Source organism: Paenibacillus sp. M-152, assembly GCF_003856555.1.
GTDB lineage: Bacteria > Bacillota > Bacilli > Paenibacillales > Paenibacillaceae > Paenibacillus > Paenibacillus polymyxa_C.
The window spans coordinates 3,468,276-3,491,263 of the sequence record NZ_CP034141.1 but is presented as its reverse complement, the minus strand read 5'-3'; the positions used below and the strand labels follow the sequence as shown (position 1 = coordinate 3,491,263).

24 protein-coding genes, 1 riboswitch and 1 other annotated feature are annotated in these 22,988 nt (G+C 46.2%); of the genes, 21 read left to right on the top strand and 3 right to left on the bottom strand.

The features are described from left to right. The first annotated feature begins 126 nt into the window (after positions 1–126). The 10 genes from EGM68_RS15255 (at position 127) to ytfJ (ending at position 9,596) form a co-directional block, all read left to right on the top strand. On the top strand, positions 127–1,140 hold the full coding sequence (locus tag EGM68_RS15255; RefSeq protein WP_013371729.1) for a 2-oxoacid:acceptor oxidoreductase family protein: 1,014 nt from the start codon (positions 127–129) through the stop codon (positions 1,138–1,140). Then, positions 1,140–3,428 (top strand): thiamine pyrophosphate-dependent enzyme, encoded by a 2,289-nt coding sequence (locus tag EGM68_RS15250; RefSeq protein WP_129549517.1) that lies wholly within the window; start codon positions 1,140–1,142, stop codon positions 3,426–3,428. Before EGM68_RS15255 ends, EGM68_RS15250 begins: the two co-directional genes overlap by 1 nt. Positions 3,429–3,647: 219 nt before the next feature. After that, the gene (locus EGM68_RS15245) at positions 3,648–4,115 is read left to right on the top strand and encodes an IDEAL domain-containing protein (RefSeq protein WP_058829742.1); all 468 of its coding nucleotides are present in this window, start codon (positions 3,648–3,650) and stop codon (positions 4,113–4,115) included. A 68-nt stretch (positions 4,116–4,183) separates the two neighbouring features. After that, a riboswitch (FMN riboswitch) is annotated at positions 4,184–4,356 on the top strand. Between the two features lie 329 nt (positions 4,357–4,685). After that, the gene (gene ribE / locus EGM68_RS15240; protein WP_025675636.1) at positions 4,686–5,351 is read left to right on the top strand and encodes a riboflavin synthase; all 666 of its coding nucleotides are present in this window, start codon (positions 4,686–4,688) and stop codon (positions 5,349–5,351) included. 74 nt (positions 5,352–5,425) lie between these two features. Beyond that, complete coding sequence (ribB, locus tag EGM68_RS15235; RefSeq protein ID WP_013371725.1) at positions 5,426–6,109, top strand: 3,4-dihydroxy-2-butanone-4-phosphate synthase; 684 nt, start codon at positions 5,426–5,428, stop codon at positions 6,107–6,109. A 30-nt stretch (positions 6,110–6,139) separates the two neighbouring features. Further along, complete coding sequence (gene ribH, locus EGM68_RS15230; protein WP_013371724.1) at positions 6,140–6,604, top strand: 6,7-dimethyl-8-ribityllumazine synthase; 465 nt, start codon at positions 6,140–6,142, stop codon at positions 6,602–6,604. A 173-nt stretch (positions 6,605–6,777) separates the two neighbouring features. Beyond that, positions 6,778–7,572, top strand: coding sequence for a segregation and condensation protein A (locus EGM68_RS15225; RefSeq protein WP_040103467.1), 795 nt, complete (start codon positions 6,778–6,780; stop codon positions 7,570–7,572). Then, positions 7,541–8,149 carry an SMC-Scp complex subunit ScpB gene (gene scpB, locus EGM68_RS15220; protein WP_013371722.1) on the top strand — a complete coding sequence of 203 codons (609 nt, stop codon included), beginning with the start codon at positions 7,541–7,543 and terminating at the stop codon, positions 8,147–8,149. Before EGM68_RS15225 ends, scpB begins: the two co-directional genes overlap by 32 nt. Before the next feature lie 142 nt (positions 8,150–8,291). Continuing rightward, positions 8,292–9,005: a DUF2953 domain-containing protein gene (locus EGM68_RS15215; protein WP_013371721.1), complete on the top strand. Its 714-nt coding sequence runs from the start codon at positions 8,292–8,294 to the stop codon at positions 9,003–9,005. 99 nt (positions 9,006–9,104) lie between these two features. Further along, positions 9,105–9,596, top strand: coding sequence for a GerW family sporulation protein (gene ytfJ, locus EGM68_RS15210; protein ID WP_013371720.1), 492 nt, complete (start codon positions 9,105–9,107; stop codon positions 9,594–9,596). Positions 9,597–9,687: 91 nt separating this feature from the next. On the opposite strand, the gene EGM68_RS15205 is transcribed toward ytfJ, so the two are convergent. After that, positions 9,688–10,410, bottom strand: a complete 723-nt coding sequence (locus EGM68_RS15205) for a protein-glutamine gamma-glutamyltransferase (RefSeq protein ID WP_129549516.1) — start codon at positions 10,408–10,410, stop codon at positions 9,688–9,690. Positions 10,411–10,620: 210 nt separating this feature from the next. Here EGM68_RS15205 and EGM68_RS15200 point away from each other — a divergent pair, with 210 nt between their 5' ends. The 6 genes from EGM68_RS15200 (at position 10,621) to EGM68_RS15175 (ending at position 16,347) form a co-directional block, all read left to right on the top strand. Next, positions 10,621–11,883 carry a D-alanyl-D-alanine carboxypeptidase family protein gene (locus EGM68_RS15200; protein ID WP_129549515.1) on the top strand — a complete coding sequence of 421 codons (1,263 nt, stop codon included), beginning with the start codon at positions 10,621–10,623 and terminating at the stop codon, positions 11,881–11,883. Between the two features lie 63 nt (positions 11,884–11,946). Then, positions 11,947–12,690 (top strand): nucleoside recognition domain-containing protein, encoded by a 744-nt coding sequence (locus tag EGM68_RS15195; RefSeq protein WP_013371716.1) that lies wholly within the window; start codon positions 11,947–11,949, stop codon positions 12,688–12,690. A 7-nt stretch (positions 12,691–12,697) separates the two neighbouring features. Continuing rightward, the gene (locus EGM68_RS15190; RefSeq protein ID WP_014599983.1) at positions 12,698–13,228 is read left to right on the top strand and encodes a spore maturation protein; all 531 of its coding nucleotides are present in this window, start codon (positions 12,698–12,700) and stop codon (positions 13,226–13,228) included. A gap of 78 nt (positions 13,229–13,306) precedes the next feature. Continuing rightward, positions 13,307–14,065 carry a pseudouridine synthase gene (locus tag EGM68_RS15185; protein WP_013371714.1) on the top strand — a complete coding sequence of 253 codons (759 nt, stop codon included), beginning with the start codon at positions 13,307–13,309 and terminating at the stop codon, positions 14,063–14,065. Between the two features lie 109 nt (positions 14,066–14,174). Then, positions 14,175–14,891: a response regulator transcription factor gene (locus EGM68_RS15180; RefSeq protein ID WP_013371713.1), complete on the top strand. Its 717-nt coding sequence runs from the start codon at positions 14,175–14,177 to the stop codon at positions 14,889–14,891. Between the two features lies 1 nt (position 14,892). Next, on the top strand, positions 14,893–16,347 hold the full coding sequence (locus EGM68_RS15175) for a HAMP domain-containing sensor histidine kinase (RefSeq protein ID WP_040103471.1): 1,455 nt from the start codon (positions 14,893–14,895) through the stop codon (positions 16,345–16,347). Positions 16,348–16,551: 204 nt separating this feature from the next. Here the strand turns inward: EGM68_RS15175 and serA are convergent, their stop codons facing one another. Beyond that, positions 16,552–18,144 carry a phosphoglycerate dehydrogenase gene (gene serA / locus EGM68_RS15170; RefSeq protein WP_013371711.1) on the bottom strand — a complete coding sequence of 531 codons (1,593 nt, stop codon included), beginning with the start codon at positions 18,142–18,144 and terminating at the stop codon, positions 16,552–16,554. 261 nt (positions 18,145–18,405) lie between these two features. Next, positions 18,406–18,656, bottom strand: a binding site (T-box leader). Positions 18,657–18,842: 186 nt separating this feature from the next. Here serA and EGM68_RS15165 point away from each other — a divergent pair. Both EGM68_RS15165 and EGM68_RS15160 read left to right on the top strand, forming a co-directional pair. Next, a complete protein-coding gene (locus EGM68_RS15165; protein ID WP_129549514.1) occupies positions 18,843–19,430 on the top strand; it encodes a type II CAAX endopeptidase family protein in 588 nt (195 codons plus the stop codon). Further along, a complete protein-coding gene (locus EGM68_RS15160) occupies positions 19,427–19,768 on the top strand; it encodes a hypothetical protein (RefSeq protein WP_058711104.1) in 342 nt (113 codons plus the stop codon). Before EGM68_RS15165 ends, EGM68_RS15160 begins: the two co-directional genes overlap by 4 nt. Positions 19,769–19,927: 159 nt before the next feature. Here the strand turns inward: EGM68_RS15160 and EGM68_RS15155 are convergent, their stop codons facing one another. Further along, a complete protein-coding gene (locus EGM68_RS15155) occupies positions 19,928–20,854 on the bottom strand; it encodes a polysaccharide deacetylase family protein (RefSeq protein ID WP_129549513.1) in 927 nt (308 codons plus the stop codon). Between the two features lie 93 nt (positions 20,855–20,947). On the opposite strand from EGM68_RS15155, the gene EGM68_RS15150 reads away from it, so the two are divergent. From EGM68_RS15150 to prsW, 3 genes are all read left to right on the top strand, one after another. Then, positions 20,948–21,325: a hypothetical protein gene (locus EGM68_RS15150; RefSeq protein WP_129549512.1), complete on the top strand. Its 378-nt coding sequence runs from the start codon at positions 20,948–20,950 to the stop codon at positions 21,323–21,325. 196 nt (positions 21,326–21,521) lie between these two features. Then, positions 21,522–22,136, top strand: coding sequence for a genetic competence negative regulator (locus EGM68_RS15145; protein ID WP_013371706.1), 615 nt, complete (start codon positions 21,522–21,524; stop codon positions 22,134–22,136). An 82-nt stretch (positions 22,137–22,218) separates the two neighbouring features. Then, the gene (prsW, locus tag EGM68_RS15140) at positions 22,219–22,914 is read left to right on the top strand and encodes a glutamic-type intramembrane protease PrsW (protein WP_013371705.1); all 696 of its coding nucleotides are present in this window, start codon (positions 22,219–22,221) and stop codon (positions 22,912–22,914) included. The last annotated feature ends 74 nt before the right edge of the window (positions 22,915–22,988 follow it).

Here is a 22,988-nt window from a genome sequence, read left to right as displayed (position 1 = left end):
ACAGTGCGTAAGATCACATTCGAAAAGTAAGTGTTGTGATAGCCTTTTCATAAGAATGCATTTTCCATTTATTTTATATGAGTATTCAAGCTCAGTAAGAGTTGGAAAAGAAGGGGGCTTATCACATTGTCTATTTTAACGCGCACAAATCGACTCGGATTTTTTGAAATCCGGCTGGAATCCATTGGTGGACTCGGCGCAAATCTGGCTGGCAAAATGTTGGCCGAAACCGGAGTACTTGGTCTGGGACTGAATGCTTCAAATTTCTCATCCTACGGTTCGGAAAAGAAGGGATCTCCAGTTAAAAGCTTTGTTCGCTTCTGTGAGCCGGAGGTGGATATTCGCGATCACAGTCCGATCGAGCAACCGCATGTGGTAGGCATTTTCCATGAAACGTTATACAAAACGGTAAATGTAATCAGCGGCCTGCCAGCAGATGGGATTGTAGTGGTAAATTCCACACGTCCGGCAGAAGAAATACGGGCTGATTTGGGACTGGTATCCGGTACATTAGCAGTGGTGGATGCGATGGGCATCGCACTGGAAGAGCGGACCAAACTTAATACGTCCATGCTAGGTGCCTTGTTCCGTGTCTGTGATTTCCTGGACCCGGAAGCAATGAGATCGGTTATTCGCAGTACTTTTGAAAAGAAAAATCCACAATTAGTGGAACCTAATCTGCGTACGTTTAATCGTGGTTTTGAAGAAATGCAACTACATGTATATCCGGTTACTGCTGATGCGCAGGATCGGGTTTTTGAACGTCCGCAGCCTTTGCTAGGGTACGAAACTCAATTGCTGGGGGGCGTTATTGCAACCCAGGGCAACAGCATGACGAAAGATGTTAGTGGTTCACGTCAGGGTTATGTACCTGAGTATGAAGCTGATAAATGTACTCATTGTGCCAAGTGTGATTCGATTTGCCCGGATTACTGCTTTGTATGGGAAGAGCAAGCAGACAAACGCGGAAGAATGATGCCGTTTTTGCAAGGAATTGATTACCAGTATTGCAAAGGGTGTCTGAAGTGTGTAGATATTTGCCCGTCGGGGGCATTAAGCTCGCGTCGCGAACAATGGGGCTGGGCGGAGCAGAATCGCGTTGCCCACCAATTTCCAGTATATGAAGGAGGGCGTGCGTAATGGCAAAGCTAGAGGAAGAACTCAAACAGACGGGCGCCGCACAAGTGACAACATTCGAATCCGGTAATGAAATGGCAGCTACGGCGGCTGCGCAGATCAATTATCATATGATGGGATATTTCCCGATTACGCCATCGACTGAGGTAGCACAGTATCTGGATCAAATGAAAACGCGTGGTCAGCATAATATTAAGCTGGTTGCAGCAGATGGAGAACATGGATCGGCAGGGATTTGTTATGGAGCTGCGGCGGCCGGAGCACGGGTTGTCAATGCCACCAGTTCGCAAGGTTTCCTGTACATGCTGGAGCAGTTGCCTGTCCAGTCAGGTACCCGTTTTCCTATGGTTATGAATCTGGTGACAAGAGCTGTCAGTGGTCCCTTGGATATTCGGGGGGATCATTCGGACCTGTATTATGGTTTGAATACAGGCTGGGTCATTTTGACGGCAAGTACACCACAGGCTGTGTATGATATGAACATTATGGCCCTCAAAATTGCAGAGCATAGCGATGTACGATTGCCTGTAATGGTCGCATACGACGGTTTTTATACGTCCCATCAAAAACGTAAAGTGCAATATTTTGCCGATGCAGAGACCGTACGCGATTTTGTAGGCCCCAACCCGAACCTAAATTATCCGAATATTACGGATTTTGATCATCCTGTCACTGTGGGGGCGCATATGAACGGCGATGATCTGACGAATAATCACGTTCAACTGTCCGAAGCGTTGAAGCTTTCAGAAGGAGTATATGAGAAGGTAGCAGCAGAATATGCCGCTTTATCCGGTCGGGAATATCCCATTTTGGACCTGTATCATATGGAGGATGCTGAGGTTGCGGTATTTCTGCTGAATTCGGCGGCTGAATCGGCCAAGGATGTGGCAGATCAACTCCGCACGCGCGGCATTAAAGCCGGTGTGATTCGTCCGAATATCATCCGGCCATTCCCAGCTGCACAACTGCGGGAGGCATTGCGCCATGTCAAGGCGCTGTTGGTGGGTGAACGTGCAGATTCGTACGGGTCAGATGGTGGTAATTTGACGCATGAAATCAAGGCGGCGTTACAAGAGGACCCACTGAACCAAACCATCGTATTAAGCCGTATCTTTGGCTTGGGTGGTAAGGATTTTTATGCGGAAGATGCAGAGGCGTTCTTCCAGCTTGCGATTCAGGCGGCAGAGGCTGGACGTGCGGAGCAGCCCTTTGATTATTACGGGATTAATCCGGGTTCACCGGACAAAGTGATGCCGAAAGTCATGCAGCCACCACGTGGCAATGCATACCGTACGGGTCTGATTCAGGTTACGCCGGACGAGGCGACCGGGAAGCTCAAAGTCAAGGTACCACCTCTGCGTTCGTTGACAACCAAACCACGCCGTCTTACACCAGGGCATGGGGCTTGTCCTGGTTGTGGAGCCTTGTCTGCACTTGAGCTATTTTTTAAAGGAATTGAAGGCGATATTGTCGTACTGTTCCAGACTGGCTGCGTTTATGTGGTGACGACAGGGTATCCATATACATCACACAAGCAACCGATGATCCACAATCTTTTTCAAAACGGGGCCGCTACCCTTTCAGGTGCGCTGGAAGCTTACATGGAGATGAAGCGACGTAATGAAATTGAGATGTCGGATGATCCAACCTTTATCATGATCAGTGGTGACGGCGGGATGGATATTGGTATGGGTTCTGCGATTGGTGCGGCTCTGCGTAACCATAAACTGATTATGCTGGAATATGATAATGAGGGGTACATGAATACAGGTTCGCAGCAGTCATACTCCACTCCAATGGGGCATATGACCAGTACATCGGGTGTAGGAAAAATGCAAAAAGGGAAGCAAGGGCATCATAAGGATACCGTGCAAATCATGGCCGCCTGTAACATCCCGTATGCCTTTACAGCAGCCGAAAGTCATCCGCAGGATATGCTGCGCAAAGCGGCCAAGGCTCAATGGTATGCCAACAACGTCGGTACGGCTTATGGTAAAATTCTGTGCGCCTGTCCGCTCAACTGGAAATCCGAAGACAGACTGGGTACTAGCATCGTAGGCGCCGCAGTTGAGTCTTGCTTCTTTCCTTTGTACGAAATCGAGCAGGGAAGCACGACGATTACGTACAATCCGGAAGACAAGGGAAAACGGATTCCAGCCGCAGAATGGCTGAAATTAATGGGTAAAACGAAGCATCTTCTCAAAGAGGAAGCAACGCTGGCTACCTTTGAGCAGGAGATTGAGCGTCGCTGGACTATCCTGAAAAAGAAACATGAAATTTCGGAGTTATAATTCTGTTTTTTGCATAATAATCGTGTAACATTGTTAGCCGCTGTTTCGGCACCAGTTCGATTGAGATTCCTTGCGCTTGCTGCGCAAGGAATCTTTTTTTGCGTTTATGGACTGAGGCATAAAAAAACAGGTAATGATTTCCGATATAGGAGTGGAGGCCTATAGAAGGCATGTTATAAAGTTTTCTTCTGAATTTTAAGATGCAATGAGGTGCAGGTAATGATTAAGCTGAATACAGTTGAAATAATTGAAATTATAAAGAAGCAAATCCCCAAGGTTATGAACATCACGCCAGTGGAACTCAAGTTTACGGATGATTTTGGACGAGCATCGCTGGCGGCAACAGAACACAAATTCACGCTGACGAACCAGCATTATTCTGCCAAGGTGATGGATTGTGTGTTAGAAACACAAGTGCGCCCTATTTTAATGTGTGAAATTATTTATTTTTTAAAATGCGAGTTTATTGATGGGCATGTGGATGTGCGACTGGATTATGAAGCATGTTCTGAGGGAGAGCGAGGACCTGTCGCTTCGGCCGTTATTACCTTTGACCATGATACACAGCTTGGAGTCGACGAACTGGCCGATCTGATTGATCTGGCACTTCATATGAATGATAAAACCTGGTTTGAAGAACTCTCCAGCCAATATGTCAAAACCAAAGCAGGAGCTTCTATTAGATAACTTGCTTTTTTTTGAAGTCGGTGCTAATATACGTAACAAGTTTAATGTTAATTCAATTAAATAAGAGCAAGATCCTTCGGGGCGGGGCGAAATTCCCCACCGGCGGTGATGACATGTTTGTGAATCGCTTCTGCGAACACAGCATGGCTTAGTCCGTGACCCGGATGCTGAACAATCAGCAGAAGGTGGACCTGGTGTAATTCCGGGACCGACAGTATAGTCTGGATGGGAGAAGGATACGAAGCGCATGTGCATGACGTGGCATGTGCCAATTTTTAGCATACTTAAAAGTACGTACGGCTTATTTCGTTGTAGGACAGCATCAGACGATAGCTTTTTTTAGCTTTCTTTTTGATAACGTTCTGAGCGTAATTGCTGTATCTTCGATCATGCTTTCTTTTGGCAAACCTATGATTTCATGTCATTTTAAGACATACATGAACTGCGCTTGTATACTACATATGTGACTCTCATCACCCCCATGACGGATTGAATCCTGACTGGGGGTTATTTGCGCTTACAGCAGATGAATTAGGGATAAACTGAAATGTAGTGGAAAGGAGTGAAAGCATGTTTACCGGATTGGTCGAGGAAGTGGGTCGCATTCAAAGTATTTCCAAAAGCGGTGAAGCGATGGTGCTGGGGATTTCGGGTTCTGTGGTATTGGGCGATTTGAAAATCGGCGATAGTGTCTCGGTAAATGGGGTTTGCCTGACGGCAATACAGATTGGTACTAAAGATTTTAAGGTTGATGTGATGCCAGAGACTTTTCGCAGCAGTAATCTAAGGGAACTCAGATCCGGCAGCCGAGTCAACCTGGAGCGAGCGATGGCGGCGAATGGAAGGTTCGGAGGACATATCGTACAGGGACATGTGGACGGGACGGGTACGATTCGCGGAGTAACATCAGACCAGAATGCAGTTGTGTTCGAAGTTGAGCCTTCTGATCAAGCATTATTTAAATATGTTCTCCTCAAAGGGTCAATTACAATTGATGGTATCAGCCTCACAGTCGCGCAGCGTACGAGAGATAGCTTTGCCGTATCCATCATCCCCCACACCTTAGCTGAAACGGCCTTACAAGCCAAACGTGAAGGAGACACTGTGAATATTGAATGCGACATATTGGGCAAATATGTGGAGCAGCTTTTACATTACAGAGGTTCAGTACCGATGAAGAGAGCAGATCAAGCTCCTCTTAGTTTGGACTATTTGGCGAAACACGGCTTTGCTTGATACAGCCTGATACAGAATGATAGAAAATTTGGTTCAGGAGCATTCGTGACATAAGACATAAGGAGGAGAGGGTTATGGATAGAGGCATCCAAACAAGTGCGACGACAAATATCATGGAGCAGGGCGAGTTGCACCATGACGAAGAGATTCGATTGGATTCCATCGAAGAAGCATTGGAGGATTTAAAGAACGGCAAAGTCGTTATTGTAGTGGATGATGAACAGCGGGAAAATGAAGGCGACTTTATCGCTTTGGCTGAGAAAGCATCGCCTGAGGTCATCAACTTCATGATTACAGAAGGTCGCGGGTTGGTCTGCGTGCCGATCACACAGCACAGAGCCGAGGCATTGGAATTGCATCCTATGGTAGAGCAAAACACAGATTTTCACGGTACCGCCTTTACGGTATCGGTAGATCATATGAAGACAACAACGGGGATTTCAGCGGCCGAGCGCTCTTTGACTGTTCGCGCCTTAGCCGACGAAGCAATCACGGGCAGCGATTTCCGCAAACCTGGTCACATGTTCCCGCTAATTGCTCGCGATGGTGGGGTCTTGCAACGCGCTGGTCATACTGAAGCGGCTGTCGATCTGGCCCGACTCAGCGGCTTCAAGCCCGCCGGGGTCATTTGCGAAATTATAAAGGAAGATGGCTCAATGGCCCGCTTGCCTGATTTGGCCGTGATCGCCAAGCGACATCAATTGAAGCTGATTAGCATTCAACATTTAATTGAATACCGTCGTCGTTTGTCATTGTAAATAATTCAAAAAAAAGAGAGGTTGATAAGCATGGCACGTTTTCTGGAAGGTAATCTTGTATCAAGTGGTTTAAAGTATGGTATTGTGGTGGGCAGATTTAATGAGTTTATTACAAGCAAACTGTTAAGTGGTGCGCTTGACGCACTTCAACGACATGGTGCACAGGAAGATGAAATTGATGTAGCATGGGTGCCGGGTGCATTTGAAATCTCACTTATTGCACAAAAAATGGCTGCAAGCGGAAAATATGATGCCGTCATTACGCTTGGCACGGTTATCCGTGGCTCTACTTCACACTATGATATCGTCTGCAATGAAGTGGCCAAGGGTGTGGCGGCAAGCAGTCTGAAAACGGGTGTCCCCATTATTTTTGGTGTAGTGACTACGGAAAATATTGAGCAGGCTATTGAACGAGCAGGTACGAAGGCTGGTAATAAAGGTTGGGATTCTGCGCTGGCTGCGATTGAAATGGCCAATCTCGGTAAGCAGTTCTAATGATATAAATGGCTGAAAGAACGGCATAAACTGCAAAGTGGAAAAGGGATTGGATTGTTAAGCAAGGCGATGACGTATATACTACAGAAAGAGGGATTGATAACGTAGAGCATAAGTGCTAATGGGGAAAGGTATTGTTGAATGATGATTGGAGTAAGGCAGGGGGAAGCACATTGACAGTCGTAAATTACAAGCTGGAAACATTCGAGGGTCCGCTGGATCTACTGTTGCATCTGATTGATAAAGCCGAGATTGACATTCAGGATATCCCGATTAGCGATATTACTGATCAGTACATGGCTTTTTTGCACAGTATGCAGGAGCTGGAGCTGGACATTACAAGCGAGTTTCTAGTGATGGCGGCGACGCTCTTATCCATTAAGAGTAAATTGTTGCTTCCCAAGCCACCTGTGATGGAATATGACGATTTGGATTATTATGAAGAAGAGGACTATGATCCACGCGAGGAACTGGTTCGCAAGCTGGTGGAGTATCGCAAATACAAAGGGATTGCTCGCCACCTGAGTGAACGTGAGTGGGAACGGAGTCTGATTTATGGCAAGGAGCCGGAAGATTTGAGCGCATTCTTGCCAACCGAACCCGCGAATCCGGTGCATGGGCTGCATGCAAGTGATTTGGTCGCGGCCTTTCAGCGTGCATTGCGCAAAGCTGAACGACGTACGACGGTAACCCGTGTTCATCGGGACGAAATTTCAGTCAAGGACCGTATCCGGCAAGTTATCGGGGCGTTAGAGATGGTGGGGACTGGAGGACGGCTGCTGTTCTCCAAGCTGATGCATGAGGACATGTATCGGCATGAGGTGGTTGTAACCTTTTTGGCTATCCTTGAATTGATGAAAATGAAGCAAATCTTCTGTTATCAGGAGAAGCTTTTCGATGATATTGTAATGGAGTGGAGAGGGGATTTACGGGTTAATGGATTATCTGAAGCTGAAATCAATTATTGAGGGGCTGCTGTTTCTTGCGGGAGAGGAAGGGTTGTCCACCAAGCAGATCGCCGACATTGTAGAGCAGCAGCAAGAGCTGGTTGAAAAGTGTCTGGAGGATATGAAACAGGACATGGAGCAGGGAGGAAGAGGCCTGCAGCTTGTCCGTATTGCTGGTCATTATCAGCTTGCAACCTTATCCGAACATGCACCCTATTTTGAAAAGCTCGCCTACTCTCCGGCACGTGCCTCACTGTCTCAAGCTGCTTTGGAGACACTGGCTATTGTGGCCTATCGCCAGCCCATTACAAGAGTTGAAATCGAAGAAATTCGGGGAGTCAAATCCGAGCGGGCCATACATACACTGGTCAACAAGGAGCTCATTGAAGAGAAAGGTCGAGCTGAAGCCATCGGACGACCAATATTGTATGGAACGACGAAATCATTCTTGGATTATTTCGGTCTAGGCTCTCTCGAAGATCTGCCGCAACCGGAGCAGTTCGAGGATTCAGACAATTTGGAAGAAGAGACACAGCTATTGTTCGAGCGTCTGGAGAGCAGCCAGCCTGCAGAGAACGATTCGGATCTGGAATCCTAAGTTCATAAAATTAAAAAGACAGCCAGTCCTTACGTTGTTGAGGGCTGGCTGTTTGGCATTTTAAGATGCATGATTTTCCGCCGAAGGGTCATACTATTTTTGCCATGATATTCTATAGCAAAAGGGTAGGGAGGACTCGCCAGTGTGGAAATGGATCAGTATCGCCACCATCATCGTTATATTCATCGTACTGGCTATTCTGCTCTCTCGTATTCGATTGAAGCTGGAAATTGCCAAGCATGACAATGATGATCGGGCGCATCTAGAGATCAGAATTCTGTACGGGTTGGTCAAAATGGATTACGATATTCCAGCCATTCTCATAACAGGTTTGAAAAAAGGGCTTCTCTATCGGCTTGACCGCAATAAAAACATACATAAAACGGATGCTTCTGTGGATAGCGGAAATATTGATATCGAAAAAATCAAGCAATTTATACATGATATACGGGTTTTGCTCAAGGGAACACAATCTTTACAGCGATGGCTGCGACATACATTGGCCCATGTAACAGTGTCCAAAATGGAGTGGTCTACCAATATTAGTCTGGCTGACGCAGCTTATACAGCGACCTCAACTGGTATGTTATGGGGGCTAAAAACGACCTTGATCGGTTTTGCTTCCAGCATTGTGCGCATGGACTGTACCCCAAAGGTGTTTGTTGTGCCTTATTGGGTGGACCGACTACGTTTTACTACCATCTTGAACTGTGAAGCAAAAATATCGCTCGGTTATTTAATCTTTTCCATGCTCAGATTAGCTTTCCGCATATGGCGTGTTCCGGGAGGACCAGAGGCATGGAAGCGGGTTATTTCCAAAAATCCTGAGAATCAACAAGCCAGCAGTGAGGAATAAACAGTGTAGAGGATTGACATACATATTTCCCTGAACCTTTGCGCACAATAGCGAAAGAAAAGCAGTCTACGCTTGAGATAAGCAGAGGAGGAATAAAACATGTCAGATCATCCGATTCAAGGGCTCATGCAAACCGCGATGGAGAATATCAAGGCCATGGTGGACGTGAATACGATTGTGGGAGACGCGGTGGAAACACCCGATGGTTCCGTTATTTTGCCAATCAGTAAGGTAGGATTTGGGTTCGCAGCCGGGGGAAGTGATTTTAACGTAGATGAAGAGGCGCTCCATACTTCCTCAGCATCCGGTAATCATAGTGGGAAGGAAGTACATCCTTTTGGTGGCGGTAGCGGTGGTGGTGTATCTATTCATCCCATTGCCTTTCTAGTTGTCGGCAAACAGGGAGCACAAATCGTTCCGCTGGACAATCAAACGCATCTGTTTGAGAAAATCATCGACTCCACACCATACCTGATCGATAAGGTTCAGTCTATCTTCCAGAATTCAGGCAGCAACATGCAGACTCCACCTCCACAGGTACCTGCAAATGCTAATACTGACCAAAGTCAATCTGGACCGGCTTACTTGTAAAAGTTATTGAAATTAAAAGTGTGCTCTCAAGAAGGTATCCCCAAGCCGAGCGTGGCCTAGGAATACCTTCTTTTTAGTATCAACTCGGCCTCTATTCCTGAATATACTGCCTTCCACCAATGACAGCATGTATACAGTGACTGAATTCTTGGTAATAAAATGTATTCACTGATAGTTCATTTTTTCGGTTTTCTTCGGGTGCGAACTGGGATAGGTAAACGAAGTCAGGGTAGATCACTTCATTCGTCATATAAGCAGATACCGTGGCATCCGGGCGACGATGTTGATTAAGAGAATCAATAATACCTTGAGCCGGCAAGATGCCAATCCCATGGCCATAGAAAGAATCTTCCTTCAGTTTGATGACATTTTCTCCCTTCCATTCCAATGCATCGGACGACACATCTGGATTGTTAAAATACAGAATGTCCCCAGGAACCGCTTTATGGCTGCCTTGCTGTTGTATAAGCCTGAGATCACTGTCATAGTGCCAATCATACAACAGCATATCTGCAAAAATCTGATTAAACTCACTTTCTAGAATGGAATCCAGTACTCCTTTGTACAACACAATAACCATTGCTGTTGCACATTCAAAAGCGTATTGTTGACCGTTTATAAAGATATCTCTGATCCCTTGCGCCGGAGTGACACCTGCTTTGATCCGAAAACCGCCTTTTTCCGTTAACTCCCAAAATTGTGGGTTGCAACGCGCGGTAGCAAAAGTGGCGAAGGATACACCACTTTGATGCAATGCTTGTGCGGATTCTACAATCCGCGATCTTAAAATCATTTCAAACTGTAATCGCTGCATGTTGTAACCCCCCGATTCATATTTAACGTTTAGTAACTAATATTATATGTGTTCAGGAGTGCAAGTTGCTTGGTTAACATAGAAAGAAAGCAAAAGAGGAGCGGCTAATGACTGTCCTGTACAAGGAATTTTCTGTTATAAAGGTGGACATACTTTGAACAGCTTGGACATAGAATGGTACAAGACTTGCTCAAAACCGGAGGAATCCAAATGTTTAAAAAAAAACAACATATCCATGCGGACCACAGCCATTTTAAGAATAAGGCACGCGCATTTGTTTTGCCGCTAGCGCTTATGCTTGTTTTGTCATTGCCGCTTACATTGCTGAGTCCACAGCCTGTTCTGGGAGCGGTGACAACAGAAGCAACACCGCCCGCGTTAGGAACTCATGCACAGGCTGCTTCTTTAATTGATGTCACATCAGGACGGATCATATATTCAGCCGAAGGTGACCGGGAGCTCCGAATAGCTAGCCTAACCAAAATTATGACTGCGATTGTAGCCATTGAACATGGACGCTTGCAGGACCGAGTAAAAGTGAGTTCAACGGCGTATGCCAAAGAAGGCTCCTCGCTTTTTCTGCAAATGGGTGAACAAATGACGCTGGAAAATATGCTATACGGCTTAATGCTCCGTTCGGGTAATGATGCAGCTTCTGCCATTGCCGAGCATGTTGGGGGGACAGAGGAGGGGTTTGTCCATTTAATGAATGACAAGGCGGTTCAGCTTGGGCTAAACCATACGCATTTTGCTAATCCTCATGGGCTGGATGCCGATGGACATTATTCCTCAGCCAACGATATGGCCCGGCTCACTGCTTATGCGCTGCATAACCCAACTTTTGCCCGTATCGTAAAAACAGAACTGAAGAAAGCACCGAACCCCAACGATTCCTGGGACTATTCATGGCATAATAAAAACAAAATGCTGCGGCTGTATGAGGGAGCTGACGGTGTAAAAACAGGCTTCACTAAAAAAGCGTTTCGTTGCCTGGTCAGCTCGGCCACACGTGAGGGGCGCCAGCTCGCTGCTGTTACCTTGAATGACGGGGACGATTGGAATGACCATGCCCGTATGCTTGATTACGGCTTTCGATATTATCCTCTCATTCCGATTACGGACAAGCAGCAGCCTATTGATGGTTACCCCCTCTTGACAGGGGCGAGTTTCTCTTATCCTCTACATGATGGTGAGAAGACTCAATTGCACAAAAGACTGGTGTTGTTTAAAAATTCCGCTTCGGCGGATAGAGCTGACGTGTCTTTTGGTTTACGAGGACGGGTCGAATTTTTACTGGAAGGTAAATTGATCGGTTCTGTTCCTGTATATGAAAAAGGTAGTAAGCTGCCTACTCATACTATTGTACAGCCACAGCAGGAGGCTCCGACTGCACAAGTTCCTGCAAACCATACTGAGCCACGAGGTTGGACGAGCAAATGGAATGAAATTCTTAAAAATCTGTTCGGATCATAAGGCAAGTAGGCTTGATGCTATAAAGCTGCGGTGTCACATCATTGGGAAAAGGGGGAATCAGTCATGATTCATCTCATATGGGTGGCTTTGATTTGTATAGGATTTGTATTTGCAGCCGCACAGGGAAATATAGAGGTGGTAACGAAGGCGGCTTTTGACGGGGCAACTACGGGTGTTACAGTATGCTTTGGACTGATAAGTGTGCTGGTATTCTGGATGGGCATGATGAGGTTGGCTGAAGACGGTGGGCTCTTGCAGAAAATATCTAAGCTGCTTTCTCCTTTGGTCGCTTTTCTCTTTCCTGATGTTCCGCGTAATCATCCCGCTATGGGCTACATTTTGTCCAATATGAGCGCCAATCTGCTCGGACTGGGGAATGCAGCAACGCCCATGGGGATCAAAGCGATGCAAGAGTTACAAACACTCAATCCTGATAAGCAAACCGCTACACCTGCCATGTGTACGCTACTCGCGCTGAATACAGCCAGCATTACGCTTATTCCTACTACGTTGATCGCCATTCGGCTAAATTTTCATTCCGCACACCCAGCAGAAATCGTCGGAACGACACTGGTGGCGACCGCAATAGCCACCTTTGCTGCCATTGCGGCGGATCGTTGGTATCGTAGTCGAGAATTGCGCCGCCGTCCTCCAGCGAATCCGCCATCCCAGACCTCCTTGGCGCCACGTACCTCGCAAGCACCAACATCTGTGGCTTCTTCACATGTACCGCCCATATCTTCACCTGCCGTGCCGCGAACGGGAATCACAGCTACAAAGGGCAGGGACACCACTTGGAAAGGATGAGGGAGGCATGCTGAATTTTATTAACCTCGTATCGACTTGGGCCATCCCGGTTATTCTTGCTTTTATTCCTTTATATGCATATGCCAAAAAGGTCCCTGTCTACGATTCTTTTGTAGATGGAGCCAAAGACGGCTTTTCTACCGCCATCAGCATTATTCCTCATCTTGTAGGCATGATGGTGGCGATTAGCATTTTTCGAGCATCCGGCGCTTTGGACTATGTAATATCCTGGGTAACCCCGTGGATTAAAAACTGGGGCGTACCTGGCGAGGTGCTGCCTTTAGGCTTGCTCCGTCCATTGACGGGCACTGGTTCACTTGCGTTCACGACGGATCTAATTCGCACTTATGGTCCCGATTCCATGATCGGTCGGATTGCTTCAACGATTCAGGGCAGCACAGATACGACGCTGTATGTATTAACTGTATATTTTGGTGCGGTAGGTATCCGCAATGGACGATATGCCTTGAAGGTGGGACTATTTTCAGATGTGGTTGGTTTTGTGGCGGCTATTGCCATTTGTTTGCTTGTATTTTGAATTTTGCATCGTTTTTTGAACGGGGGTTGTGATTTTGCTCATGGATGGGTATCATTAGCATGAGGTGAATTAGCGAACATGGAAAGATTGCAGAAAATATTGGCCCAAGCCGGTGTAGCTTCCAGACGCAAATGTGAGGAGCTTATTCAGGCGGGCAGTGTGGAAGTAAACGGGGTTACCGTAACTGAGCTGGGAACGAAAGCAGACCCTGATCAAGATATGATTACAGTAAAGGGACGCCCGATCAAAACTGAGAAAAAAATCTATTTGATGATGAACAAACCCAAAGGGGTCATTACAAGCGCTTCCGATCCGGAAGGTCGCAAAATTGTGTCTGACTATCTAAAAGGCGTCAAAGAACGCGTATATCCAGTCGGACGTCTTGATTACGACACCGAAGGGCTGCTGTTGCTTACCAATGACGGAGAGTTCGCCAATCTGCTCACCCATCCCAAGCATCATGTGCCGAAGACGTATGTGGCTACAGTCAAAGGCGTTCCGCACGGTACTGAGCTGGACAAGCTGAAAAAAGGAATCGTGCTGGAGGATGGCATTACTGCACCGGCCGAGGTAGAATATAAGGATGTAGATCCGGACGGTAAGGAATCTGTGATCCAGATTACCATTTATGAAGGCAGAAATCGCCAGGTAAGACGGATGTTTGAGGCCATTTCGCACCCAGTCATCAGACTCAAGCGGATTGCCTTTGGGGATCTATTGCTGCAAAACTTGAAGCGTGGTCTCACCAGACCCCTAACCAAGGACGAAATCAACCGTCTCATTCAACTTGCCAAATCAGACAACACGAAAAAGAAACGGACAGGACGGGGGTCATAACCCCGGCCTTTTTGGCGTAAAGAGACTATTGGATGAGAGTAAAGTTTGACCAAGCACGGGAAAATAGTAAAATAGAGAGAATGCTTTTTTTAGCGAAGGGGCTGGGAATATGTCAGAACAAAGCAACCGCATATTAATTGTAGATGATGAAGAACGCATTCGCCGCCTTCTGCGGATGTATCTAGAAAAAGAAGGATACGAGATTGAAGAAGCTGAGGATGGTGAGATTGCTCTCCAAAAAGCGACTGCAAGCGATTACAGTATTATTTTGCTCGATGTGATGCTTCCGGGTATGGACGGGATTGAAGTGTGTACACGGCTGCGCCAAACCAAATCTACACCTGTGATTATGCTGACAGCCAAAGGCGAGGAAGTGAACCGCGTGCAAGGCTTCGAAGTCGGAGCTGATGATTACGTGGTCAAGCCCTTCAGCCCGCGAGAGGTCATTTATCGGGTAAAGGCAATTTTACGACGGTCGTCGGAGACTGCTTTTTTAACGAAAGAGGCTGTGCCAAGCAATAGTATTGTTTTTCCAAATCTTATTATTGAGCATGATGCACACCGGGTAACTGCAGGCGGAATTGAAATCAGTCTAACGCCTAAAGAGTACGAGCTGTTGCATTATTTGGCGGTGTCGCCAGATAAAGTCTTCTCACGCGAAGAACTGCTGAAAGATGTTTGGAATTACGAATTTTTTGGTGATCTACGCACCGTGGACACGCATGTGAAACGGCTTCGTGAAAAGCTGAATAAGGTATCGCCAGAGGCAGCGGCTATGATTACGACCGTATGGGGCGTAGGTTATAAGCTGGAGGTTCCAAAATAACGTGAACTTCTGGAGATCGCTGGTAGGCAAGCTGTGGATCACCATCATTTGTCTTGTAGGTTCTGTGCTTATTTTTCTGGGGCTTTTTTTATTGCCGTACATCAACAGAAATTTTGCAGCACATGAATCGACGGAGATCAAGCATTTATTCACCTATACATGTATTGTCGGATTTTTATTGACGACCTTTTTTGCTCTATTTCTTTTTACTAAAATCACACAGCCTATGCAGCTGTTGATTCAGGCGGCGAATGCCATCCGTGAGGGAAGGTATGATACTCGGCTTTCGCTGGTGACCAGCGATGAAATTGGAGAGCTGGCGAAAACTTTTAACCATATGTCTACGGAACTGGAAGCGACGATCCGCAGTCTGAATGAGGAGAAAAACCACTTATCCAGTGTGCTGCGAAGTATGTCTGATGCCGTATTTACCTTCGACAGAAGTGGACAAATCATCTTGACGAATCCGCCTGCACAAAGTTTGCTGGATATTTGGGAAAAGCTGGAGTGGCAGGGGCGTGATCTGGAGGAATTCGGAGCTTCTGTGCCTGAGCCTTTGCTGCCTTTGTTCCATACGGTTATGGACAGAGGCGAGGATGTCGGAGACTACATCCATGTCAAGAAGGGCTCGTGGTCAGTGCAAATGGCGCCGCTGTATACAGATAACGCTATTCGTGGTGCAGTAGCTGTACTTAGAGATATTACGGAAGAAGTAAAACTTGAGAAGATGCGTAGCGATTTTGTGGCCAACGTATCCCATGAAATCCGTACACCCTTATCTATGATGCAGGGATACAGTGAGGCTTTGCTGGACGGCATGGCAGGTTCACCGGAAGAGTCTGAGGAGCTAGTACAGGTTATCCACGATGAATCATTGCGTATGGGAAGATTAGTCAAGGATCTGCTGGATCTGGCCCGAATGGAGGCAGGTCATACAGACATGTACCGTCAGGAAGTGGATGTGAATGAACTGATCGAGCGTGTTCACCGGAAATTTACGGTTCGTTCCAAGGAACGGGGACTGACACTCGATTATTATGAGTCAGATCAACACTTGCTGTTGCCTGAGGCAGATGAAGACCGACTGGAGCAGGTGCTGACCAATTTGCTGGATAATGCGTTCAGACATACACCCTCCGGGAAAAAAGTTACCATTGCGGCGGATCAAATTCGGGGAGAACGGAATGAGTTAATCCGCATTCGTATTAAAGATGAAGGTGTGGGCATTGCCAGTGAGGATCTACCTTATATTTTTGACCGCTTCTACAAGGCAGACAAGGCTAGAGTACGTGGTGAGGACAAAGGAACTGGGCTGGGGCTTGCCATTGTTAGAAACATCGTAGAGGCTCACGGAGGCTCTGTCTCAGCTGCTAGCGTACTGGGAGAAGGGACGGAATTTACTATTTTGCTGCCAATCTCCAATAAAACAAGACAGGGCTCTGTAACAAGCTTATAACGACAGCTCATATGTCCCAGTTTGCAGGCATCCTCGGAAGAGGGTGCTTTTTGTTGAAAAATCAACATTTATCTTGTTCAACGTGGAACATTCAGTTTCAAGATGGATGCTTCTATGTTAGATAAGGGTATAAGAAAAGGCGCCTCGGTAGCCGGGCGCCTCTCTTTATAAATAAAACCAAGGAAGTTTTCACACTGACTGGAACTAATCCAGCACTACTTCTTGGGCAGTATTCAGTTCTGGCAAGCCTACGAGTTGAATCAGTACGTCTTTAGGCACAGCTTTGTCAACGGTCAGGATCATGATAGCTTCACCGCCTACAATTTTACGACCTACTTGCATAGAAGCGATGTTGACGCTGTTCTCCCCAAGCAAGGTGCCGACACGGCCGATAATGCCGGGTTTATCATTGTGTGAGATGAGCAGGAAATGAGCCTCCGGTGCCACATCTACCGGGAACTGGTTCAACCGAACAATACGTTCACCATAGCCTGCGAGCAGGGTGCCGGAAACACGTTGTTCTTCGCCGCTTTGCGTTTTGAGCGTAACGGTGATCAGGTTGGTAAAGCCCTTGGTGGCAGGCGCCTGAGAGACGATGAGATGAACGTCACGAGTTTTGGCAAGATGCACAGAGTTTACGATGTTCACATCGCTGCCCAGATGACGGCTAAGTACGCCTTTCAAAATATAACGTGTGAGCGGCTGTGTATCCACAGAAGACAAATCGCCAGCGTAATCCACCTGGATTTCACGTACAGCCTGGTTGGTGATCTGAGCGGCAAAGCTGCCCAGCTTCTCTCCGAGTGAGAAATATGGCTGCAATTGCGTCATGACATTGGATGGTACTGGAGGCATGTTGACCGCATTTTTAAACGGCTCATCCCGTAAAATATGCAGCACCTGCTCAGACACGTCGATCGCCACGTTCTCCTGAGCTTCGACAGTCGATGCACCCAGATGTGGTGTAACGATAATTTTTGGATGGCTCAGGAACGGATGATCCTGTGCTGGTGGTTCCGACTCGAATACGTCAAAGGCTGCACCGGCAACGATACCTTCATCAATGGCTTCAACAAGTGCCATTTCATCGATAACTCCGCCTCGGGCACAGTTGATGATGCGCATTCCTTTTTTCATCACTTCAAACTGCGGACGTGCGATCATATGCTTGGTTTCTGGTGTTAATGGCGTGTGTACGGTCATGAAATCTGCGTTGCGGATAATTTCGTCCACGCTGGCCAGCTTGATGCCCAGCTTCTCAGCGCGTTCTTCAGTCAGAAACGGATCATAACCGAGGATGCTCATGCCAAATGCTTTGGCGCGTTTAGCTACCTCACTGCCGATACGTCCCATGCCGAGGACTCCAAGTGTTTTGTTACGCAGTTCGACACCGAGGAATGTTTTACGATCCCATGTACCACCGATGGTTTTAGCGTAAGCCTGTGGAATATGGCGAGCCAGTGCCATCATCATGGCAAAAGTGTGCTCACATGTCGTAATGGTATTGCCGTCAGGAGCATTAATAACGATAATCCCGCGTTGTGTTGCTGCTTCAAGGTCGATGTTGTCCACTCCGACCCCGGCACGTCCGACAACCTTGAGGTTTTTACCTGCCGCCATGATGCGTTCGGTTACCCGGGTTTGGCTTCGGACGAGTAATGCGTCATAGTCACCAATAATTTGAACCAATTCATCCTCGCTGAGACCTGTGTTCTTGTCCACCGTGACATCGTCTGCATCCATCAGCTGCTGAATGCCCAGGTCACTGATTGGATCGGATACTAACACTTTAAACATTTGGTTTCCTCCTCAAAGTTAACTTCTTTTATGGACAGGATGTACTTCAAACTGAAATACATTCCATAAAGAACATGAAAAAACTTGAAATGCTTCTAAAAAGTACAGGAGAGCGGTCGAAACACTAGTGTGATAACGCATTGACGCAGAAAAGGAATAAAATAGTATTTTGCACCAAACTGACAACCAAAGGCCTTATGCGGAGTCGCTTTATGGTTTTCGGGCATCAAAAAAACTCCCGAATCACATACTATCTCCATAGTAAGGGACGAGAGTTATCGTGGTACCACCCTAATTCGCAGCCATTTCGCAATGGACTGCCTTCAGCGGTCATATAATGACCGAAAGGATAACGGTTTTCTGCCGATTGCATCTAATGTCGGAAAATGATTCCCTAGACCTCGATGCAATAACTCAGGAGCGCTGAAAGTAGTTACTTCGCCACCGGCTTCCACCCAAGCACCGGTTCTCTGAGGACGAAATCAATACCTTTTCTCCATCATTGTTGTTGTCGCTAATAATTTTTTCATAATGTATCATGGCTTACATGGGCATGTCAATAGGACATGCGACATGTGTGGATAGACGACTAGATACATAGCTACAGAATGCGGAAAAATTAAGATTTAAGTCTTCTTGAATCCGCCCGACTTTTTGGCTATGATGCTAAAGAAGACTAAGCAGAGGACTAACTAACTATGAAAAAGCTTAAAGTGAAATGGAAAAGAGCGCAAATTCATCAATTGAACGACCGCTTGCTGCTTTACAATTTGTATCTAACTCAGGGTCTGACCCTGCTGATTGGCGTAATCTGGATTATATTTCAGAAAAGAAATGTGTTTGAACTGTTTGCATTGCCCAACACTGTACACGTCTTATGGTGGGGATTGGGACTGGCGGCCGCTATGCTATTAGTGGATCTGCTGCTATCTCGGATCATGCCTGAGGATGCCATGGATGACGGTGGTATTAATCAAATGCTGTTTCAAAATCGACCGGTTTGGCATATTATTTGTATAGCTGCTATCGTTTCCATCTGTGAGGAACTTTTGTTTAGAGGTGCGATTCAGTACAGCTTTGGTCCTTATTGGACAAGCATTTTGTTTGCGGTTATTCATATCCGATATTTACGGCATTGGATTCCCACGGGCTGGGTTTTCCTTAGCAGTTATGGATTGGGATATATATATGTGCAGACAGGCAGCCTGTGGGCACCAATCATTTGTCATTTTGTGATTGACCTTATATCTGGCTTAGCGTTACGTTTTCGGAGGTATGAAGAATGAATCAGGAACTTAGCAGAGTGCAGACCTATGGTAGCCGCCGAAATGGTCGCAAAGGCAAGGAGGAGGACAGGTCAAAGCCCAAACCGGTTCGCTCCCGTGCTTCACGGCCCATGCCAGAATTGGCTGACGTTGCCGCTGCACCAGAAGTTGCTGTGACAATGGAGGAAGACATTCCTGCCAGTGAGTACCGAACACGGACAGAAATGTTTCCGTCCCGCCGTATTCGGGTAAGTAAGTGGTTTTTAAATTTTTTGAGCACTCTTTTTGTGCTTATTACAGCAGCGTTACTATGGTGGGGAATTAAGGGTGCACCACCCATTAGTGAAATGCTGTGGTGATATAAAGGCATTGTGACAGCTTACGTCTAGTACGTGCGTGCAACGTTACGCTAAAAAGGCCTCGATCTCCCACAAGTTATGTGGAGATGGAGGCCTTTTTACATTATTTATTTTTACATTATCTACATTTGACCATACGAGCATATGCACAAGTGACTATTAACTGGCAGGAATCTCAATGCTTTGTGGATCGACAAATTGATAACCCTTCTGCTCAAGGCGCGTCAATAGACTGTCCAGTGCCTCCGCTGTCCATGGCAGTTCATGCATCAAAATATTGCTGCCTGGATGAAGTTGTTCTGTTACGTTTTTGAGAAGTGTCTCCGTTTTATGAGGTTGATTTTTTTTCATGGTCCAGTCCAGAGAACCAACGGACCATGTCATATACAAGAGCCCATTTTCCTTCGCCACCTTGCGACCTACGTCTCCACCAGCACCATGAGGCGGACGAAAGAATACGGGTGCTTGGCCTGTAGTATCTTTAACGATTTTTTGTACCGTTTCAATCTGTTTTTTGACCTCAGCCTCAGACTTGTTCTTGAGAACGATGTGGTCCCAGCTATGGTTGCCAATGGGCTGTCCACGATCATGGATAAGCTTAAGCAACTCAGGATGTTCTTTTACACGATAACCGTTTACGAAGAAAATCGCCTTTGCCTTGTGCTTATCCAATATATCTATGATTTTGTTAATCATGACCGCTTCCTTCGGACCATCATCAAAAGTCAGCAACACCACTTTTTTTTCGGCACCTTGTTGTTTAGGAATTACATTGTAAGCTTTGTCCAAGTGATACATTTTGTTAGTGGTAACCGCAGTTGTCGAAACTGTAGTTCCGTTGCTCTCAACGGCGGTTTTGTCATTTTGTGTATTTGTTGTACTCACTGATTTTTGCTCATCACTGTCTGCTTGCTTACTGCTTCCTTTTGGGGAAGATATACTGCTTTGATCTTTGGCACTGTTACTTGAATTAGAAGTTACTGAATCCTGATGGTTACTGGAATCTGCAGATTCCGGCATCGTCGCAGTGCAAGCACTAAGCAGCAGACATGCTGTTAGCAAAATGGCTGCTGTTTTTGTACCCATTAATTCATCTCACCTTCCTGTATTTATACCGTATGAGTTTGTCTCTGCTGACGAACACTATGCTTGATTCTACCACAAAGGGAGGTTCTAATTGTGAAAACATCTTCATTTTTCCTGGGAATCGTCTTGGGGGCTGTTGCAAGCTCTCTGATCTCTCGTAACCGCAATGCGTTGGGCTTATCCATGGACATGGGCGGAAAAAAAAGCGGAAATTTGGTGCAGAAAGCTCGTACAAAAATGATGGACGCCGCATTTCCAGGCATGGGTGATATTGCGCTGAATACACAAGACACCCACAAGGATCATGATCATCGTTCACAAGCAGATAAAACCGTTCATAACGCCCAAACTGCCAAGAGCAAGGAAGAGAATATGAAGTTGATTAAAGAGTTTATAAGCACAAGTCCCGATGTTAAACGTGAGGTCGAGCAGATACTGAAAGAAACTCATACAGCCGTACCGGGATTGTAACCCGAAACCTCTATTCCGAATCATTTTGCGGCTTTTTTGTTAAAGCCGTTCAAATGATTCTTTTTTTTATCATTTTTATTCGTGCATTTACGATTATAAAATGATAACATGATTACATAGAACCATTTTCATCACAGGCATCATATTTGAATCATAATCTGCTAATAACACTCGGCTGCCAGGAGGAGGGTCCAGTATGAAAATAGAAAGATTAAGTCAGGACAAGATACGGATTTTCCTTACCTTTGACGATTTGAGCGAACGGGGTATCCAAAAGGATGATATGTGGCAAGAAATTCCAAGGGTTCATGAGCTGTTTACTGAAATGATGGATCAGGCATACAGCGAACTGGGCTTCGATGCCACGGGACCGTTAGCTGTTGAAGTCTTTGCGCTTCCTGCTCAGGGAATGGTTGTTATCGTCACTCGGGGAAAATATGATCACCAGCAGTACGGTTCGGGTCCCGATGAGGAGCTTCCAGAGGAAGTCTACGAAATGGAAGTCACAATGGAGCACAGTGATTCCATCGTTTACGCGTTTAGCGATTTCGAAGTACTCATAGAAGCGGCTCATATGCTCCGCAGCAACACTACGGAAGCAGGTAAGCTGTATCATTATAGAGGAAAATGGATTTTGCATTTGGAGCCAGAAGAAGTAGAAGAGTCCAAGCTTGCAGCCTTAATCGCGATTTTGGCTGAATTTGGAGAAGGTTCATCCGTAACACCAGCTATGCTGGAAGAGTATGGAAAGTTGGTCATTCCTGAACAGGCAGTTGCTGTCATCTGCACCCATTTTGACAGCCGTTCTTGATTTTTTAGAAAGTGATAATGAAGTTAATTTGTCGGCTCTGCGCTGAAAGCAGGGCCGACTCATTTTTATGGAGGGATGATCGGTGCTTCTGTTTTCTGTTTTAGCGGCAGCTACAGCGCCGGGTCTCGCCTTATTGATGTACTTTTACTTAAAGGATCGCTATGATTCGGAGCCCCTGCACATGGTTATTAAAGTATTTTTGCTCGGTTTTTTAGTGGTGCTTCCGGTCATGATTTTTCAACGTGGGCTGCTGATTTGGCTAGGAGATGACACTTTAATTCAGGTGTTCGGTATTTCCGCTGGAGTGGAAGAGTTTTTTAAATGGTTCCTGCTGTATCACATCATCTATAACCATACGGAGTTCGACGAGCCATATGATGGGATATTGTATGCAGCCGCAGTCTCACTCGGGTTTGCGACGGTTGAAAATCTGTTATATGCCTGGGCAGGGCATGCTTCGATCAGCATGATGTTAATGAGATCATTGCTACCGGTATCCGGTCATGCGATGTTTGGCGTTATGATGGGCTACTATATGGGGAAAGCCAAGTTTTCGGTAGACCTGAAGAGTAAATATATGCTGCTTCTGTCATTAGTGCTTCCATGGTTTTGGCACGGAGTATATGATTTAATTTTAACGAAATTTTCACACGACTGGATCTGGTTTATCATTCCACTGATGGCATTTCTATGGTATGGAGGGATGGCAAAAATCAGTCGAGCGAATAATCGTTCTCCTTTTCGAATGTTAAAGCGGGAAGAAAAGGTTAATATGTAACGAAATGGGACACACTGATCTGACAAACCTGTTAGAGGAAGAGGTGTCTTTTTTGCGTATAAAAGTAAGAATTC

Bases quoted from the DNA above. Each gene is read 5' to 3' on its own strand.
- EGM68_RS15155 (WP_129549513.1), bottom strand. From the start codon at position 20,854: ATGGGTACAAAAACAGCAGCCATTTTGCTAACAGCATGTCTGCTGCTT.
- ribH (WP_013371724.1), top strand. From the start codon at position 6,140: ATGGCACGTTTTCTGGAAGGTAATCTTGTATCAAGTGGTTTAAAGTAT.
- EGM68_RS15200 (WP_129549515.1), top strand. From the start codon at position 10,621: ATGTTTAAAAAAAAACAACATATCCATGCGGACCACAGCCATTTTAAG.
- ytfJ (WP_013371720.1), top strand. From the start codon at position 9,105: ATGTCAGATCATCCGATTCAAGGGCTCATGCAAACCGCGATGGAGAAT.
- serA (WP_013371711.1), bottom strand. From the start codon at position 18,144: ATGTTTAAAGTGTTAGTATCCGATCCAATCAGTGACCTGGGCATTCAG.
- EGM68_RS15180 (WP_013371713.1), top strand. From the start codon at position 14,175: ATGTCAGAACAAAGCAACCGCATATTAATTGTAGATGATGAAGAACGC.
- EGM68_RS15165 (WP_129549514.1), top strand. From the start codon at position 18,843: ATGAAAAAGCTTAAAGTGAAATGGAAAAGAGCGCAAATTCATCAATTG.
- ribB (WP_013371725.1), top strand. From the start codon at position 5,426: ATGGATAGAGGCATCCAAACAAGTGCGACGACAAATATCATGGAGCAG.
- EGM68_RS15250 (WP_129549517.1), top strand. From the start codon at position 1,140: ATGGCAAAGCTAGAGGAAGAACTCAAACAGACGGGCGCCGCACAAGTG.
- EGM68_RS15245 (WP_058829742.1), top strand. From the start codon at position 3,648: ATGATTAAGCTGAATACAGTTGAAATAATTGAAATTATAAAGAAGCAA.
- EGM68_RS15145 (WP_013371706.1), top strand. From the start codon at position 21,522: ATGAAAATAGAAAGATTAAGTCAGGACAAGATACGGATTTTCCTTACC.
- EGM68_RS15205 (WP_129549516.1), bottom strand. From the start codon at position 10,410: ATGCAGCGATTACAGTTTGAAATGATTTTAAGATCGCGGATTGTAGAA.
- scpB (WP_013371722.1), top strand. From the start codon at position 7,541: ATGGATTATCTGAAGCTGAAATCAATTATTGAGGGGCTGCTGTTTCTT.
- EGM68_RS15185 (WP_013371714.1), top strand. From the start codon at position 13,307: ATGGAAAGATTGCAGAAAATATTGGCCCAAGCCGGTGTAGCTTCCAGA.
- EGM68_RS15190 (WP_014599983.1), top strand. From the start codon at position 12,698: ATGCTGAATTTTATTAACCTCGTATCGACTTGGGCCATCCCGGTTATT.
- EGM68_RS15160 (WP_058711104.1), top strand. From the start codon at position 19,427: ATGAATCAGGAACTTAGCAGAGTGCAGACCTATGGTAGCCGCCGAAAT.
- ribE (WP_025675636.1), top strand. From the start codon at position 4,686: ATGTTTACCGGATTGGTCGAGGAAGTGGGTCGCATTCAAAGTATTTCC.
- EGM68_RS15195 (WP_013371716.1), top strand. From the start codon at position 11,947: ATGATTCATCTCATATGGGTGGCTTTGATTTGTATAGGATTTGTATTT.